Origin of the sequence: Vibrio sp., from assembly GCF_048266485.1 — a bacterium.
Taxonomy (GTDB): Bacteria; Pseudomonadota; Gammaproteobacteria; order Enterobacterales; family Vibrionaceae; genus Vibrio.
The window spans coordinates 25,629-41,627 of sequence record NZ_JBLWZK010000004.1 but is presented as its reverse complement, the minus strand read 5'-3'; the positions used below and the strand labels follow the sequence as shown (position 1 = coordinate 41,627).

Sequence of the window (15,999 nt, the reverse complement as noted above, 5' to 3'; positions counted from 1 at the left end):
CGTTAGCAGACTCGATTCTGCTCAACACCTTGTTGGTATTTTTCAATATTGTCCATCAAGATATTACACAGCGCTTGAATAGAAGAATGACTCCCCCACGCAACATGTGGAGTGAGGAGTAAGTTTGGTAAGTCCATATTGGCGATTAGAGGGTTCGACTCATCAGCAGGCTCTTGAGTAAACACATCACACCCAGCACCGGCAATTTGTTTCGTTTTTAATGCTTCCACCAAATCTGACTCATTCACTAGTCCACCGCGACTAGCATTAATTAAAATTGCGCTCGGTTTCATCGCCGTTAGTTCTGGCATCGCAATTAAGTTTTGCGTGTCATCAGTAAGTGGGCAATGCAAAGTCAACACATCCGCCGTTTCAATCACTTTTTCAAACGCCATATAGCCGGGACGAGCAGGTTTCACCCCTTTACGTTCCGCAAACACCACCTTCATACCAATCGCTTTGGCTAACACGCCAACGGCTTGCCCTAAACTACCACTGCCAATAATCCCGATAGTTGAATCGGCCACATCAGTAATAGGATGAGTAAAGAAACAAAACTGCTTTTGTTTTTGCCATTCGCCAGCCGCGATATCTTGGTGATAACCGATTAAATTACGCTTTAGCGCAAACATCATCGCCACCACATGCTCTGGCACAGAGCGCGTTCCATATCCCTGAACATTGGTAACCACAATCTTATGTTCACGACAGTAATCTACATCAACGTTATTCGTTCCTGTCGCTGCGACCGCAATTAACTTGAGTTTCGGGGCTTGAGCCAAAATTTCTGCAGTTAATTGTACTTTATTGGTAATCACAATATCGGCAGGTTGAATTCTCTCAACCACCTTCTCCGCTGGCGTTAAGTCAAACTGTTGCCATTGATGTTCAAAAGTCAGGTTAGGCACTGAAATGTGTTCTGGAATGGTCGCATGATCTAAAAAAACAACCGTTGGTTTACTAGGTAAATGAGTGAGAGGGATAGGCATGTAACATCCTTTTCGATTAGTTCACGTTCACTATGACGATACCAAAGTTTTATAATCTGGCAACTCAGCTTCAGCGCTAAAGTGTTGCAAAATTTGCGCTTTTACATCGGGATAAAAATCACATTCAACAAACGCCGTTGCTAGTTGATTATCTTTCGGATGATAAAAACTTAACTCAGTAGAATGCAAGTGCAACCGCTCGGAGTACTCTAACGCCTCTGGAGTCGCATAGAATTCATCACCAACAATCGGATGACCAAGCGCCATCATATGCACTCGTAGTTGGTGTGAACGTCCTGTGATCGGTAGTAAACGAACGATGGTCGTCTGCTCTTCTCGCACCACTACTTGATAACGCGTTACAGAAGGTTTGCCATCTTGGTGACACACTTTCTGTCGAGGACGATTTGGCCAATCACAAATCAACGGTAAATCGATTTCACCTTGGTCGAGCTCAACACTTCCCCATACTCGCGCATAATAAATTTTATGGGTGAGGCGATATTGGAATTGCTTCTTAATATGACGTTCTGCTTCTTTAGTTAAAGCAAATAGCATCAACCCAGAGGTCGCCATATCCAGACGATGCACCACTTCAATATTTGGATACATCTCACGTAAACGACTCCAAATACTATCGTAATGCTCAGCCAAGCGCCCCGGCACCGATAACAACCCCGCAGGCTTATTAGCCACCAAAATATGTTCATCTTGGTAGACGATATCCGTCCAAGGATCGGTAGGTGGAAGATATTCAAGTAGGGCCATAGAAAAACAAGTTCCTAGTTTAGAGTTCCTAGTCCCTAGGTTAGGTTCCACAAACTAGGGTTAGACAAGGAGTTAAATAAACATTTCTCGGCAGCTCGTTGCTCGTAACTCGAAAAGATAACATCGAGCTACGAGAAACGAATTTTCCGAGTGACGTATTACTGATGAGCAACGACGATCAAACGCAAAGAATCAAGCTGTAACTGCGCGGTTTCGATGTAACCAGACAGTGTTTCGATTTGCGTTTCAATGGTGCTAATTTCTTCATCACGTATGTTTGGATTGACGGCTTTAAGCGCCAATAAACGTTCTAATTCAGAGTTAAGCTTTTGCTGCATCTCAGATTTCGCGGTTTGGCGTACGTCATCCAGTTTTGGTAATACCGCTTGCTCCGCATTTTCAATTAACGAGTGAATCTGATCTTGCACTGAACTCGCCACTTTACTCGCCATATGACGGTTAATCGGACTAAGTTGGCGGTTAAATGTGTCAAACGGTACTTGTTCTGAAAGTTCGTTACCTTTGGCATCCATCAATAAACGAATTGGGGTTTTGGGTAAGAATTGGTTAATGCCACTACGCTTTGGTGCTTGAGCATCCACTAAATACACTAGCTCCAAGAACATAGTGCCGACGGGTAATGCTTTGTTTTTCAAAAGAGAAACCGCATTAGTACCCACATTTTCGCTAAGCAAGAGATCAATACCACCTTGGATCATTGGATGCTCCCAACTCATAAAGTGCATATCTTCACGAGAAAGCGCAGTATCGCGATCAAAAGTAATGGTCGCACCTTCATAAGGTAACCCAGGGTAGCTTGGCACCATCATGTGTTCTGATGGTGTCACCACGAGGGCATTTTCACCTTTGTCATCTTGGTTTAAACCTATGGTATCAAACAGGCCAAGCGCAAAGGTCACAAGGTTAGTATCATTATCACCAGATTTAATAGTTTTAGTAATTTGTTGCGCTTTTTCACCACCGTTCGAGTGAATTTCTAGCAAACGGTCACGACCTTGCTCTAATTTCGATTTCAGTTGTTTATTGAGCGCTGCCGATTGCTCGACTAAATGCTCTAACTCACTCATATCGCCCGAAGCTAGCATGGCAATTAAATTGGCAGAATATTCATCATACACTGCGCGACCTGTCGGACAGGTTTCTGCAAATGCATTCAAACCTTGGTGATACCAATGAGCCAAAATTGATTGCGCTGAATTTTCTAAATGAGGAACGAAAATTTCGATATCACGAGTTTGACCAATACGATCTAAACGGCCGATACGTTGTTCTAATAGGTCAGGGTTGAATGGCAAGTCGAACATCACCAACTGGTTGGCAAACTGGAAATTACGTCCTTCAGAACCAATTTCAGAACAGATCAGTACCTGCGCTCCACCTTCTTCTTGAGCAAAGTAAGCGGCGGCTTTATCACGCTCCAGAATCGACATACCTTCATGGAATACCGTCGCTCGGATACCTTCACGCTCACGCAAAGCTTGCTCTAGTTGCAAGGCAGTAGAAGATCGTGATGCGATCACTAAGATCTTTTCAGAGCGTTTTTCTAATACTTTATCGATAAGCCAAGTCACGCGAGGATCGAACGTCCACCATGAGGTTTTATCGCCTTCAAGATCTTGTAAAATCTCTTCTGGGTACAAGTTTTTCAACGCTTGAGTTTGTTCAGGAAGTTCGCCATCCATCATATTGGAAACACGCATTGCTCGAGTGTATTGCTCAGGCATTGGCATTGCTAACATGTGTACGTGGCGCTCAGGAAAACCTTGGATCGCGGCACGAGTATTACGGAACAAGATGCGCCCAGTACCATGACGATCCATTAAGTTATCAATCAATTCTTGGCGAGCTAAGGTTTTCTGATCAATATCAAATTCAGCTTGTGAGCCACAACCATCTAAAATTCTAAATAGCGGCTCAGCATCTTGCTCTGATAACAACTCAGTGATGCTATTTTTTTGATCGTTAGTCAGCGGCTGACCAGATTCTAAACTGGCGACTGCTTCGGCTACCGGTGCGTATTGCTGCTCTTCTTTCACAAAAGTTGGGTAGTCAAAAAAGCGGTCTGAATCAAGCAAGCGCAGTCGAGCAAAGTGGCTTTCATGACCTAGTTGCTCAGGAGTTGCAGTAAGCAGAAGAACGCCTGCGATTTTTGCTGCTAAGCCTTCGACCATTTGATATTCACGGCTTGGTGCGTCAACACTCCACTCTAGGTGATGCGCTTCATCGACGACTAATAAATCCCAATCAGCGGCTAAGGCTTGATTGAAACGTTTTTCATTCTTTTTCAAGAAATCGAGTGAACATAGAACATATTGTTGAGTATCAAATGGATTCAAAGCATCGGCTTGCGACTCTAGGCAACGTTCTTCATCGAATACCGAAAAATGCAGATTAAAGCGACGCATCATTTCGACTAACCATTGATGCTGTAGCGTTTCCGGCACCACAATCAAAATTCGCTCAGAACGACCAGTTAATACTTGCTGGTGAATGATCATGCCCGCTTCAATGGTTTTACCTAGGCCAACTTCATCGGCCAGTAGGACGCGAGGCGCATGACGACGGCCCACTTCATGAGCAATATAAAGCTGATGCGGAATAAGGCCAGCGCGCATGCCACAAAGGCCACGCATTGGACTTTTATACTGCTGATATTGATTGGTTAATGCGTTGTAGCGTAGGACAAAGTTATCCATACGATCTATTTGTCCTGCAAACAATTTATCTTGCGGCTTATTAAAGCGAATTTGGTGGTTTAAGAAAATCTCACGTAATACAACATCGCTTTCTTGGTTATCTTGGCGAGTACCGATATAGCTGATCACATCATCTTGTACTTCGATATGCTCAACTTTTAAAGTCCACCCTTCTTGGCTTTCAATAACATCACCGACATTAAACACCACTCGAGTGATCGGCGCATCATTACGGGCATACAAACGGTTTTCTTCTGATGCAGCAAACATCAAGGTTACAGTACGAGCATCAAGCCCAACCACTGTCCCTAATCCTAAATCGCTTTCTGTATCACTAATCCAACGCTGACCTAACGCAAATGCCATGTAATCGACTACCTTATGAATCTAACTTTATTGAAATCTATTTTATACCCAAGTCACTTGCGTATCATGTTTTTTGACGAAATATTCTTCCCTCAAATCCCATTTAAATACGCTTTCCCGACAAGGAAAAAGCCGCACATCTTACTTGATGAGACTAGATATATCATCCTGATTTGAAGTTAATTTTCGCCTTGACATAAAAGTGTCAATATTTGAGAGGTAAATTAGAGCTGAAAGTAAAAATCTTTCATATACTCAACATAAGTATTCAGATAGTTTTGTATTAAAAAGCTATCGTTGCTTATACCAATCAAATTAATTAGATGATCAGAGATGACGCAGGAAAAAGCCTTGAGAACAAGGCATAAATTTTCGATAAGTAGTTGCTCTACAATCAAAATTGGTAACGCAGTTATCGAGGCTTTTCACAAGTAAGAATGATTAGATAATTAATGAGATTGGTATTATTAATGAAAAGGGTTTGATCGTTATGTAGCTGCACGCTACCGACACTCTCGATAGCGAAAATAGAAACAAGATGTTATCTATATACTGTAGCTGCCTCTAGCAATCAAACATTGCTAGCCTTCCGCACCGCGGAACAAGGAGACGCTATGGGCTCGACCGACAGAACGCTAACTAGCGCAATATCATCAACACACGATAAATCATCACGCAAAATCTTTGTCCTTGATACCAATATCCTACTCCATGAACCTCACGCCATATACTCATTCCAAGAACATGATGTCGTCATTCCAATGACGGTGTTAGAAGAACTTGATCGCATCAAAGACAGCAAACGTGATGTTGCCCGAGATGCCCGAGTCGCCATTCGAGCCTTAGAAGCCATTTTTCACGATGCGACACCCGATGAAATATCCCAAGGCATTCCTTTTGCTAAAGATAATCAAGCTACTGGCACCATTTCGATTCTAGCTGATTTCGACATACAAGATAGTGATAAAGCCTTTGCTGATAAAGCAGGCGATAACCGAATTTTAAATGGCGTGATTGCCCTGCAAAACCGTCGCGCACCACGAGAAGTCGTATTAATCACCAAAGATATCAATATGCGCTTACGAGCTAAAGGGGCGGGTGTTCTGTATGTTGAAGATTACCGAACTGACCAATTAATTGATGATGTGCAGTTCCTAACCAAGGGTTTTAATGAATACCAAGGCAGCTTTTGGGATAACTTTAAACAAGTAGAAAGCCACAACGTCGGTAACAAAACTTTTCATACCGTTGATCGAGAAGGCTTAGAGCCCACCTTTATTAATCAATATATCATCGATGAAGATACCGATTTTGCTGGTCGTGTTGAAGAACTGTATCCGACAAATGCCAAAATTAAAGATCTTAGCCGAGAACGTTTGATGCACCGACACGCTTGGGATATTTATCCAAAAAATGTCTATCAAGGGATGGCAATGGATGCCTTACTTGATCCTGAAATTGATTTGGTGATTTTAACGGGCGCAGCAGGTAGTGGTAAGACTATGCTAGCCATGGCCGCAGCGTTAGAAATGACCATTGAAAAGAAAATGTTCGATAAAATCATCGTCACTCGTAATACGCCAGATATCGGTGAAGCCATTGGTTTCTTACCCGGTACAGAAGAAGAAAAAATGATGCCTTGGCTGGCGGCGATCACCGATACGCTTGAAGCTCTGCATAAAAACGATCACTGCACTGAAGGCTCATTAAAATACATTTGTGATAAAGCCAATATTCAATTCAAATCCATCAACTTTATGCGTGGCCGATCAATTCAAAATGCTTTTGTATTGCTTGATGAGTGTCAAAATCTGACTGCTTCGCAAATCAAAACCATCATTACTCGTTGTGGTGAAGGCACCAAAATTGTTTGTTCGGGTAACTTGGCGCAAATCGACTCTACTTACCTAACGCCTGTAACTTCAGGATTAACTTACATGGTTGAACGCTTTAAAAACTTCGAAGGTAGTGCCAACATTCACTTAAATGGTGTGGTTCGTAGCCGTTTAGCGGAATTCGCCGAAGAAAACTTATAATTATTCCCATCATCCTAGCTTGAATATGAAAAATCCCTACTTAGATTTAACCATTGTTTAAGTAGGGATTATTTTTGGTTTTTTAGGTTGAATAAATGAGTGGTAAAAATAATAGAAAAGTAAATAAAACGTTATAGAATACCCAACCTCTTTGCCTTGTCCGATACTTGAATGGAATCTTATACAATCGCTGTAAGGCTAAATTCTTTTATACTTTGAGGTTTTTTATGTCTAATGATATCCATAATATACTAAAAGGGTTTGGGCAATTTCTATTACTCGCTTTGCTTGTTACTTTACCTGTTGTCACTCTTAGCTATGACCTGATTTATCTCAAGCAAGGGATAGGTGAAACCTCACTCACTGAGTACTTTCAAGAGTTAATCTTACTACTTAGTGCATTATCTTTTGCTTATACCGCTTATCAAGAGCCTTCTATTCGGCATTTTTGTACTTTAGTGGCTGGTTTTTTCGGTTGTATGTTTATCCGTGAATTAGATGGCTTATTGGATTTAGTATTTCATGGCTTTTGGATAATACCTGTGCTTATCCTCACGGCTGCCTGTGTGATATACGCTTCAAGAAATATCAAACAAACCATACACACTTTCTCCCATTTCACCCAAAGCAGCCATTTCTTCTCATTATGTATAGGAATGGCATTGCTACTGGTATTTTCGCGCTTATTTGGTATGGGTCATTTTTGGCTAGGTATTCTTGGGCCTGAATATGATCGAACAATCAAACGTGTCGTAGAAGAAGGAATAGAAGTGCTAGGTTATACTATCATTTTTTATTCATCATTAGGCTACCTACAAAGTTTTTTAACCTGGCGAAAATATAGTCTCAAAGATGAAAACTATTCCGAATTTATCAATAAACGAAATCAATTTTTACTGAACGACTAACTAACATTACTTGCGGATAGTAAAAAACTTTAACCTTATTTTTCATATAAATATACAGCCTTTGATACTGACAATATCAAGGGCTGTTTTAATTTCCACTCGCTTTGAGAAACGCCCTTAAATGAGCGTTCGTACTTTCTTGGGTTAAATGTGATATTCGGTCGCATACGGTCACCTTGCCTTGCTCCATAAAGGCAAAATGACTGCCTATCGATTTAGCATCTGACAAATGATGTGTCACCATCAATACAGTGATATTGCGATCTTTGGCTAGGTTTGACACCAACGACAACATTTCTTGACGTAAAATCGGGTCTAACGCTGAAAAAGGTTCGTCCAACAACCAAATAGAATGAGGTTGTACAAAACACCTTGCCAGTGCGACGCGTTGCCGCTGTCCGCCCGATAACTGCTCTGGCAAGCGATCTAATAGTTCAACAATACCAACTTGCTGGGCGGCTTCACCGACTTGTTGTTTTTGTTGGTTCGTTAATTTCAAACCGGGATGTAAACCAAGACCAATATTTTGTCTTACCGTTAAATGGCTAAATAAATTATGCTCTTGAAACAGCATTGCCAATGGTCTTTGGTGAGGCTGCAAACCAATCACAGATAACCCATCGACGTTAATCTTCCCTTGTTTAGGCTCAATAAAACCGGCGATTAAACTGAGTAATGTGGATTTGCCAGAGCCACTAGGTCCCATCAAAGCCATAGTCGAACCACGCTCTACCTGTAAGTCAAAATGAAAGGTTTCACTTTGATAATCATAAATGACTTGCTGGATATCAATGGCACAATCAGACATGGTCATTCTTCTTCATAATTAACGACTACTCCGTTTAAAAATGACATCAATCAAGCTAAAACAAATGACACTAAACACCAATAAGCACAGCGAGACCATCGCCGCTGCAGGCATTTGATAACTTCCTAATAATTGAAATAAATACAAAGGCAACGTAATGAAAGATTGATTACCAAATAGTGCCACGGCGCTTAAATCGCCCATAGAAAACATAAAGCTAATCGAAAAGGCATGAGCAATGGGTTTATTTAGCGCTTTCCACTCAACCATTTTGAAACGATTCCAACCTGTCATACCTAAGCTTTGACATAAAAATTGATATTGTTGCGAAATTTGTAACATCGGTTGCGACAACGTTTTGATGATATACGGTAATGCCATTAGCCCATTCACTAAAATCACCATCACAAAAGCGAGGCTGAATACGTCAACTTGTTTACGCAGCAATAAAAATAGCCCGGTGCTAATCACTATTCCCGGCGTCACCAAAATAATCGTGCCCATTAACTCTAAACGGCTAGCCCATTGACCATGCCCTTTCAAGTGCCAAGCACGACTGGTAAATAAAATGGTCATCCCCATGACTAAAGCAAGTGAACTGGCCAATGTTGCAACTTTAAGAGAAGCCATTAAAGCCTGCCAAAACTTAGCATCTTGCAGCACAATTAATGATTGAGGATTCAAGCCTTGCCATATCACCATCAATAAAGGCGGTAGCACAAGCAGCATTGCCGCTAGGATCCAAATGCTATCCCAAACTTTCGCTAAACGAGAATCGGGCCACACTAGTAACACTTGTTGGCTAGACTGAGTCGAAGCTGGCAAGGTCTTAACTAAACGCAATAATAGTAAACTTAACCCACCACATAACATCATTTGCCATAACGCGAGAATCGCGCCAGCTTGTAGGTCAAAATCAAACTTAATTGCTTGATAGATAGCCAGTTCAATCGTGGTCGACTTAGGCCCACCACCTAATACCATAACCGTCGAAAAGCTAGTAAAGCACAGCATAAACACTAAGCCAGCGACATGTGGAAGTTGCTGCCTCATACGGGGCCATTCGACTTGGCAAAACTTCTGCCATCCATTCATTCCCAAGTGAGCGCACAATTTATGTTGCTCATTAGGTATCGATTCTAAAGCATGTAATAACAAGCGGCAGGCATAAGGTAAGTTAAAAAAGACATGGGCGACTAAAATACCACTTAAGCCGTAAATCGAAAAAGGTAAGCGGGCATCAAAAGCTTTTAATATGCTAGCGACCAAGCCACTGTTACCTAAAATCGCTAAAATACCGAATACGCCAACCAACACTGGCAATACCAATGTCGAAGCAAACAGTTTCAATAACAGCGACTTGCCTATAAATTCTCGTCGAGATAACGCATGAGCAACCGGAATCGCTAAGCCAACACTCAACAAAGTCGAAAAGAATGCCTGATAGAAACTAAAGAAGGTGATATGTCGATAATAAGGATCGGATAAAATCCAACTAATATTTAACGTTGGGGCATGCAGAACCAACGCTCCTATTGTTGCGCAGACAAACGCAGCTATCGCCAACGCAACCGCAATACCTAACTTAGGAACCGAAACATTAATCACGCTGGCGTCCTATTAGAGCCTTAAAAACGAAAAGAGTTGTCATTGCTTTATTGCGACAAAGCCATCTGCCACTCACGAGTCCAACCTTTCAACTGCTTAGCAACGGTTTCGGGCTCTAACGACAACATTTTGCTTGGCACCGTTAATTGCTCATAACCTTTTGGCAACTTAACATCGGTCACTGGGTACATCCAATTACCGGTTGCCATCACGGATTGGAAATCATCGGTTAAGATAAAATGCATAAACTCATCGGCTAATTTAGAGTGCTTGGTACTCGCCACCTTGGCTGCCAATTCTATTTGTGTATATTGGCCTTCAGTAAAATTAGCCGCAGCGTATTGGTCATCATTTTCAGCAATGATGTGATAAGCCGGAGAGGTACTATAAGACAACACCATATCGCTCTCCCCTTTTAAGAACATAGGGTAAGAGTCTGACCACCCCTTACTCACCGTAACCGTTTTATCGGCAATTTTTTTCCATGCTTGCACCGCATCATCACCATAAACCGCTTTCACCCACAGCAATAAACCTTGGCCAGTAATCGATGTGCGTGGATCTTGATAAATAATATTAAAATCATCACGCTCGACTAATTCTTTTAAGCTTTTGGGTGGGTTGGTCATTTTCGTTTTGTTGTACACAAAGGCAAAGTAGCCGTAATCAAAAGGCACAAAATAAGAATTATTCCAACCACCGGGAATAGTGACTTGAGAAGTATCAACATCATGCTTGGCAAGTAGTCCCGTTTGCTGGGCCTGCGCCATAATGTTGTTATTTAATCCTAGAACCACATCTGCTTTGGTATTGTTACCTTCTAAACGAATACGACTTAACACTGAACCGCCATCATCCAAAGCAACAAAATTCAATTTACAGCCACATTGGCTTTCAAAAGCTTGTTTGATTTTCGGACCAGGCCCCCAATCGGAAGTAAAAGAATCGTAAGTATAAACGGTTAAGGTAGGCTTTTGCTCCGCTAGCGCTGAAGTAGAAAAGGTTGCAGCACAAGAGAAAGCAAGAAAAGTAAGCGCTTTAGGTGTGAAGTTCACTAGATTAATCCTTATTTAGTGAGCGGCACAGGGAAAAGAAGGAAAAACCCACTCAATTCCTACGCCAGCATTATCTGGTTCAGGTCACGGGTGTTATCTCAGCTAAATCACATGATTCAGCACCCCGATGAGTTGTATAAATTGTAAGATCTTACGTAACGGTAAACGAGTCGTTATATTAGCTTAATATCAACACTGTTAGCTAGAGCGTTGATCGTAGCCCCAACGAGGTACTAAACCTTGTTCAACACCTAAATGATCGAGAATTCTCGCCACCATAAAATCAATTAAATCTTCAATCGTTTTAGGTTGATGATAAAAGCCTGGGGCCGCGGGCATTATGGTGACGCCCATTTGCGATAGCTTGTGCATATTCTCTAAATGCAACGTCGAAAATGGTGTTTCTCGTACCACCAGCAATAACTGGCCGCGTTCTTTCATTACCACATCAGCAGCACGTTCAATTAAATTATCCGACATTCCGTGAGCAATCGAAGCCACACTACCAGCAGAACATGGACACACTACCATTTTTTTCGGCGCAGCCGATCCTGAAGCGACGGGTGAAAACCAATCTTCTTTACCACATACAATTAACTTATCACTGCGACATTTAAGGTGTTCAATCAAAGCTTTTTGCGCCGCTTCTGGGCCACTTGGTAACTTTAAATCATGCTCGGTTGCCATCACGACACGGGCCGCTGATGAGATCAACAAATAAACGGTATAGTCCGCCGCCAGCAAACACTCTAATAGACGCAGTCCATAAGGCGCACCAGAGGCACCAGTGAAAGCAAGAGTGATTTTCTTTTCCATCAATTGAGACATGTTCACTTCCTCAACAGAGAATGAGTTTGGTGAGCAAAAGGATTATAGTGATCTTTTTATCACCAATGATCTTTTTACTTACTATGATCGTTTTACTATTTTTGCTGTAAAGCTTGTAATAACTTGGCGTGGATCCCTTCAAAGCCACCGTTACTCATCACTAAGATCTGATCGCCAGTCTGCGCTTGAGCCACAATATGTTCCACAAAGCTGTCAATATTGTCATCAACGTAACTTGGTTGAGAACACTGTTGCGCCACTTCTTCTACTGACCATTGAATGTTGCTTGGCTGATATAAGCAAACTTGATCGGCATGCTTAAAAGCGGCGGCTAAAGTTTGTTTATGTACGCCCATTTTCATCGTGCTAGAACGAGGCTCAAACACCGCGATAATTTTACTATCACCGACTTTATTACGTAAACCTTCTAACGTAAGCTCAATCGCAGTTGGGTGATGAGCAAAATCGTCATAGACCTTAATGCCCTTTACTTCACCTTTTAACTCTAAACGACGCTTAGTATTGATGAATTTACCCAATGCTTCACAAGCTAGATCTGGCGTAACTCCCACATGACGCGCCGCGGCAATCGCCATCAACGCATTATTCACATTATGGTCACCGACTAAATCCCACACCACATCACCATGATGTTGGCCATCTAAATACACTTGGAAATGGCTGCCATCTTTTTTCACTTTTTCAGCTTTCCAATGGCCATCGTCGCCGATGTATTCTAGTTCACTCCAGCAACCACGCTTAATCACCTCTTTCAAACCATCATCATTGCTTGGCGTTAGAATACGACCATTGCCCGGCACGGTGCGAACTAAATGGTGAAATTGACGCTTAATCGCTTCCAAATCGTCAAAGATGTCTGCATGATCGAACTCTAAATTGTTCATCACTAATGTACGTGGGTGGTAATGCACAAACTTTGAACGCTTATCGAAAAAAGCACTGTCATATTCGTCGGCTTCGACCACAAAAAACATACTTTCGCCTAAACGTGCCGACACACCGAAGTTACCCAATACGCCTCCGACTAAGAAGCCCGGTGCATAACCGCAATCTTCTAAAATCCAAGACAACATACTCGATGTGGTGGTTTTTCCATGAGTACCAGAAACAGCAAGAACCCAACGATCATGTAATAAAAATTCTTGTAACCATTGTGGACCTGAGGTGTATTTCAAATTGTTATTTAACACATATTCAACACAAGGATTACCACGGCTCATTGCATTACCTATCACAACCAGATCCGGCGCGGGCTCAAGCTGAGAAGGGTCAAAGCCTTCTATAATATCAATGCCTTGAGATTCGAGTAATGTGCTCATCGGTGGATAAACATTAGCATCACAACCTGTCACTTTATGTCCGAGTTGGCGCGCTAAAACTGCCGCTCCCCCCATAAATGTGCCACAAATACCGAGAATATGAATATGCATAACAATGGTTCCAATCCAACTATTAGGATCTAAAAAAATGAATGTACAATAATTCTGAATAGTACCGTAAACACACAGAAAAGTATGGTTAGAATTGAAAGGATATAAACTGAAATAAGAATTAAACATTTTCTGCTGTTGGCATAGTTACTTCATTACCATAAAAAAGTTTATCCTTTTACAATGAGTTAGCCCCGAACACACCCGTAGCTTAACGACACAAAAGGATTAAACATGTCGACCATGCGTACACTTGGTGAATTTATTGTCGAAAACCAACACCACTTCCCTCATGCCAGTGGAGACTTATCTTCTCTACTCGGTTCTATTAAATTGGCAGCTAAAATAGTCAATAGGGAAATCAATAAAGCCGGACTAGTTGATATTACTGGCTCGGTGGGCGCAGAGAATGTTCAAGGAGAAGAACAACAAAAACTTGATTTGTACGCTAATGACAAATTTAAAGCGGCATTAGAAGCTCGCGATCAAGTCTGTGGCGTAGCCAGTGAAGAAGAAGATGAGGCAGTTGCCTTTAATAAAGATCTTAATAAAAATGCCAAATACGTAGTGTTAATGGATCCACTTGATGGTTCATCTAACATTGATGTGAATGTTTCAGTTGGCACCATCTTCTCAATTTATCGCCGCGTTTCTCCAATTGGCACTCCACCAACCGAAGAAGATTTCCTACAACCGGGTCATAAGCAAGTGGCGGCTGGTTATATTATTTACGGCTCTTCTACTATGTTGGTTTACACGACTGGCAATGGCGTGCATGGCTTCACTTACGACCCATCACTTGGCGTATTTTGCCTATCTCACGAACAGATGACGATCCCACAATCTGGCACCATCTATTCAATTAATGAAGGTAACTACATTCGTTTCCCAACTGGCATCAAAAAATACATCAAGTATTGCCAAGAAAATGTGCCAGAAGATAATCGTCCTTATACTTCTCGTTACATTGGCTCTTTAGTCGCTGACTTTCACCGCAACTTATTAAAAGGTGGGGTCTACCTCTACCCAAGTACTGAAAGCCATCCAAATGGTAAGTTACGATTATTGTACGAGTGCAACCCGATTGCTTTTCTAATGGAGCAAGCTGGCGGAAAAGCAACCGATGGTAAAAACCGTATCATGGATTTAAAGCCAACTGAGCTACATCAACGAGTTCCTTTTGTCGTTGGCTCACCATTAATGGTCGATAAAGTAGAAAGCTTTTTAGAGCAATATCCTGAATAGCTCATTGCCTCGACTAACAATAAAGATAGGAGGAGCTTATTCCTCCTATCTTTTTCTCTTGTTATTAATCTTTTCTCTTACTGCTTCTTGTTGCTTCTCTTTTTTATTGTCGCTTCGTTAGAATTTCCTTCGCATATTTCACGTAAGCCCTTTACAACCCCTTAACAAGTCACGTTATAATCAAAGCCGTTAATTTCAAATCTAATTGATGCAAAATAAAGAAAGGAAGCCCAATGAGCTTGAATAATGTACCTGCTGGTAAATCACTACCAGACGACTTATATGTAGTGATCGAAATCCCTGCTAATGCAGACCCAATTAAATATGAAGTCGATAAAGACAGTGGCGCAGTATTTGTTGACCGCTTTATGTCGGCACCGATGTTCTACCCATGTAACTATGGTTATGTGAATAACACCCTCTCTTTAGATGGCGATCCCGTTGATGTTTTAGTTCCAACGCCATTTCCATTAATGCCAGGTTCCGTAATTCGTTGCCGTCCGGTTGGCGTATTAAAAATGACAGATGAGTCTGGTGAAGATGCCAAAGTGATTGCGGTACCTCACAGCAAACTATCTAAAGAATACGAGCACATTCAAGACATCAACGATGTTCCTGAGTTGCTTAAATCTCAAATTACCCATTTCTTTGAGCGCTACAAAGATCTTGAAGAAGGCAAATGGGTAAAAGTTGATGGCTGGGAAGATGTCGCAGCAGCACGTAAAGAAATTCTAGAATCTTACGAGCGCGCTCAGAAATAATGACTCTCGCTTCAAACCTAACACAATGAAAAAAGAGCCATTATCGGCTCTTTTTTATTCCAATTATTTAAAGATTACGCTCAAGACTAAAACGACTCTCGAAATTGACACCAATCTCCAGACGGTATGCCTTTCGTCAATAAGCGTTTGTTTTGATATAAATATATCCACGCTTGCCCATGTGGCGTAGTGACTAGCTCTCGGTCATATTCATTAGGGTAGTCTTCCAATATATCCAGTCGCTTCATGGTATCATCATCAACTAAATACACTTCAGCCACTAAAGCCTGCTCACCTTTTATCGCCGCAGGATAAGGCCCTAAATCAAACAGCTGAAACTGCGCTTCCGTTACTACATTGCCTAAAAATTGGCTATTTGTTAATAAGTGATGATTCGACTCTCCTTGGCGTAACGTGCCATAAACTAAAACACAGTGTGACATGATTTTTCCTTTTTAT

General features: G+C 41.6%; 13 protein-coding genes and 1 riboswitch. Of the genes, 4 read left to right on the top strand and 9 right to left on the bottom strand.

Annotated features, from left to right (window positions below; all coding sequences use genetic code 11):
- Positions 1–2 precede the first annotated feature (2 nt).
- From ACN0T8_RS07345 to rapA, 3 genes are all read right to left on the bottom strand, one after another.
- Positions 3–989, bottom strand: a complete 987-nt coding sequence (locus ACN0T8_RS07345; RefSeq protein WP_417879989.1) for a D-2-hydroxyacid dehydrogenase — start codon at positions 987–989, stop codon at positions 3–5.
- Between the two features lie 30 nt (positions 990–1,019).
- Positions 1,020–1,757, bottom strand: a complete 738-nt coding sequence (rluA, locus tag ACN0T8_RS07340) for a bifunctional tRNA pseudouridine(32) synthase/23S rRNA pseudouridine(746) synthase RluA (protein WP_417879988.1) — start codon at positions 1,755–1,757, stop codon at positions 1,020–1,022.
- Positions 1,758–1,915: 158 nt separating this feature from the next.
- A complete protein-coding gene (gene rapA, locus ACN0T8_RS07335; protein ID WP_417879987.1) occupies positions 1,916–4,840 on the bottom strand; it encodes an RNA polymerase-associated protein RapA in 2,925 nt (974 codons plus the stop codon).
- Between the two features lie 614 nt (positions 4,841–5,454).
- Between rapA and ACN0T8_RS07330 the strand changes: the two genes are divergently transcribed.
- Positions 5,455–6,876, top strand: a complete 1,422-nt coding sequence (locus ACN0T8_RS07330; protein ID WP_417879986.1) for a PhoH family protein — start codon at positions 5,455–5,457, stop codon at positions 6,874–6,876.
- Positions 6,877–7,103: 227 nt separating this feature from the next.
- A complete protein-coding gene (locus tag ACN0T8_RS07325) occupies positions 7,104–7,784 on the top strand; it encodes a hypothetical protein (RefSeq protein ID WP_417879985.1) in 681 nt (226 codons plus the stop codon).
- Positions 7,785–7,872: 88 nt separating this feature from the next.
- On the opposite strand, the gene thiQ is transcribed toward ACN0T8_RS07325, so the two are convergent.
- From thiQ to mpl, 5 genes are all read right to left on the bottom strand, one after another.
- Positions 7,873–8,598: a thiamine ABC transporter ATP-binding protein gene (gene thiQ / locus ACN0T8_RS07320; RefSeq protein WP_417879984.1), complete on the bottom strand. Its 726-nt coding sequence runs from the start codon at positions 8,596–8,598 to the stop codon at positions 7,873–7,875.
- 12 nt (positions 8,599–8,610) lie between these two features.
- Positions 8,611–10,200, bottom strand: a complete 1,590-nt coding sequence (gene thiP / locus ACN0T8_RS07315) for a thiamine/thiamine pyrophosphate ABC transporter permease ThiP (RefSeq protein WP_417879983.1) — start codon at positions 10,198–10,200, stop codon at positions 8,611–8,613.
- 47 nt (positions 10,201–10,247) lie between these two features.
- Positions 10,248–11,255, bottom strand: a complete 1,008-nt coding sequence (thiB, locus tag ACN0T8_RS07310) for a thiamine ABC transporter substrate binding subunit (protein ID WP_417879982.1) — start codon at positions 11,253–11,255, stop codon at positions 10,248–10,250.
- Positions 11,256–11,294: 39 nt separating this feature from the next.
- Positions 11,295–11,392, bottom strand: a riboswitch (TPP riboswitch).
- A 61-nt stretch (positions 11,393–11,453) separates the two neighbouring features.
- Positions 11,454–12,083: a flavin prenyltransferase UbiX gene (locus ACN0T8_RS07305; RefSeq protein ID WP_417879981.1), complete on the bottom strand. Its 630-nt coding sequence runs from the start codon at positions 12,081–12,083 to the stop codon at positions 11,454–11,456.
- Between the two features lie 95 nt (positions 12,084–12,178).
- On the bottom strand, positions 12,179–13,534 hold the full coding sequence (mpl, locus tag ACN0T8_RS07300) for a UDP-N-acetylmuramate:L-alanyl-gamma-D-glutamyl-meso-diaminopimelate ligase (protein ID WP_417879980.1): 1,356 nt from the start codon (positions 13,532–13,534) through the stop codon (positions 12,179–12,181).
- A 234-nt stretch (positions 13,535–13,768) separates the two neighbouring features.
- Between mpl and fbp the strand changes: the two genes are divergently transcribed.
- The gene (gene fbp / locus ACN0T8_RS07295) at positions 13,769–14,779 is read left to right on the top strand and encodes a class 1 fructose-bisphosphatase (protein WP_417879979.1); all 1,011 of its coding nucleotides are present in this window, start codon (positions 13,769–13,771) and stop codon (positions 14,777–14,779) included.
- A 233-nt stretch (positions 14,780–15,012) separates the two neighbouring features.
- The gene (gene ppa, locus ACN0T8_RS07290; protein WP_417879978.1) at positions 15,013–15,540 is read left to right on the top strand and encodes an inorganic diphosphatase; all 528 of its coding nucleotides are present in this window, start codon (positions 15,013–15,015) and stop codon (positions 15,538–15,540) included.
- A gap of 86 nt (positions 15,541–15,626) precedes the next feature.
- Here the strand turns inward: ppa and ACN0T8_RS07285 are convergent, their stop codons facing one another.
- The gene (locus ACN0T8_RS07285; protein ID WP_417879977.1) at positions 15,627–15,983 is read right to left on the bottom strand and encodes a gamma-glutamylcyclotransferase family protein; all 357 of its coding nucleotides are present in this window, start codon (positions 15,981–15,983) and stop codon (positions 15,627–15,629) included.
- Between the last annotated feature and the right edge of the window lie 16 nt (positions 15,984–15,999).

Bases quoted from the DNA above. Each gene is read 5' to 3' on its own strand.
- rluA (WP_417879988.1), bottom strand. From the start codon at position 1,757: ATGGCCCTACTTGAATATCTTCCACCTACCGATCCTTGGACGGATATC.
- ppa (WP_417879978.1), top strand. From the start codon at position 15,013: ATGAGCTTGAATAATGTACCTGCTGGTAAATCACTACCAGACGACTTA.
- ACN0T8_RS07325 (WP_417879985.1), top strand. From the start codon at position 7,104: ATGTCTAATGATATCCATAATATACTAAAAGGGTTTGGGCAATTTCTA.
- rapA (WP_417879987.1), bottom strand. From the start codon at position 4,840: ATGGCATTTGCGTTAGGTCAGCGTTGGATTAGTGATACAGAAAGCGAT.
- ACN0T8_RS07305 (WP_417879981.1), bottom strand. From the start codon at position 12,083: ATGTCTCAATTGATGGAAAAGAAAATCACTCTTGCTTTCACTGGTGCC.
- ACN0T8_RS07330 (WP_417879986.1), top strand. From the start codon at position 5,455: ATGGGCTCGACCGACAGAACGCTAACTAGCGCAATATCATCAACACAC.
- ACN0T8_RS07285 (WP_417879977.1), bottom strand. From the start codon at position 15,983: ATGTCACACTGTGTTTTAGTTTATGGCACGTTACGCCAAGGAGAGTCG.
- thiQ (WP_417879984.1), bottom strand. From the start codon at position 8,598: ATGACCATGTCTGATTGTGCCATTGATATCCAGCAAGTCATTTATGAT.
- ACN0T8_RS07345 (WP_417879989.1), bottom strand. From the start codon at position 989: ATGCCTATCCCTCTCACTCATTTACCTAGTAAACCAACGGTTGTTTTT.
- fbp (WP_417879979.1), top strand. From the start codon at position 13,769: ATGTCGACCATGCGTACACTTGGTGAATTTATTGTCGAAAACCAACAC.
- mpl (WP_417879980.1), bottom strand. From the start codon at position 13,534: ATGCATATTCATATTCTCGGTATTTGTGGCACATTTATGGGGGGAGCG.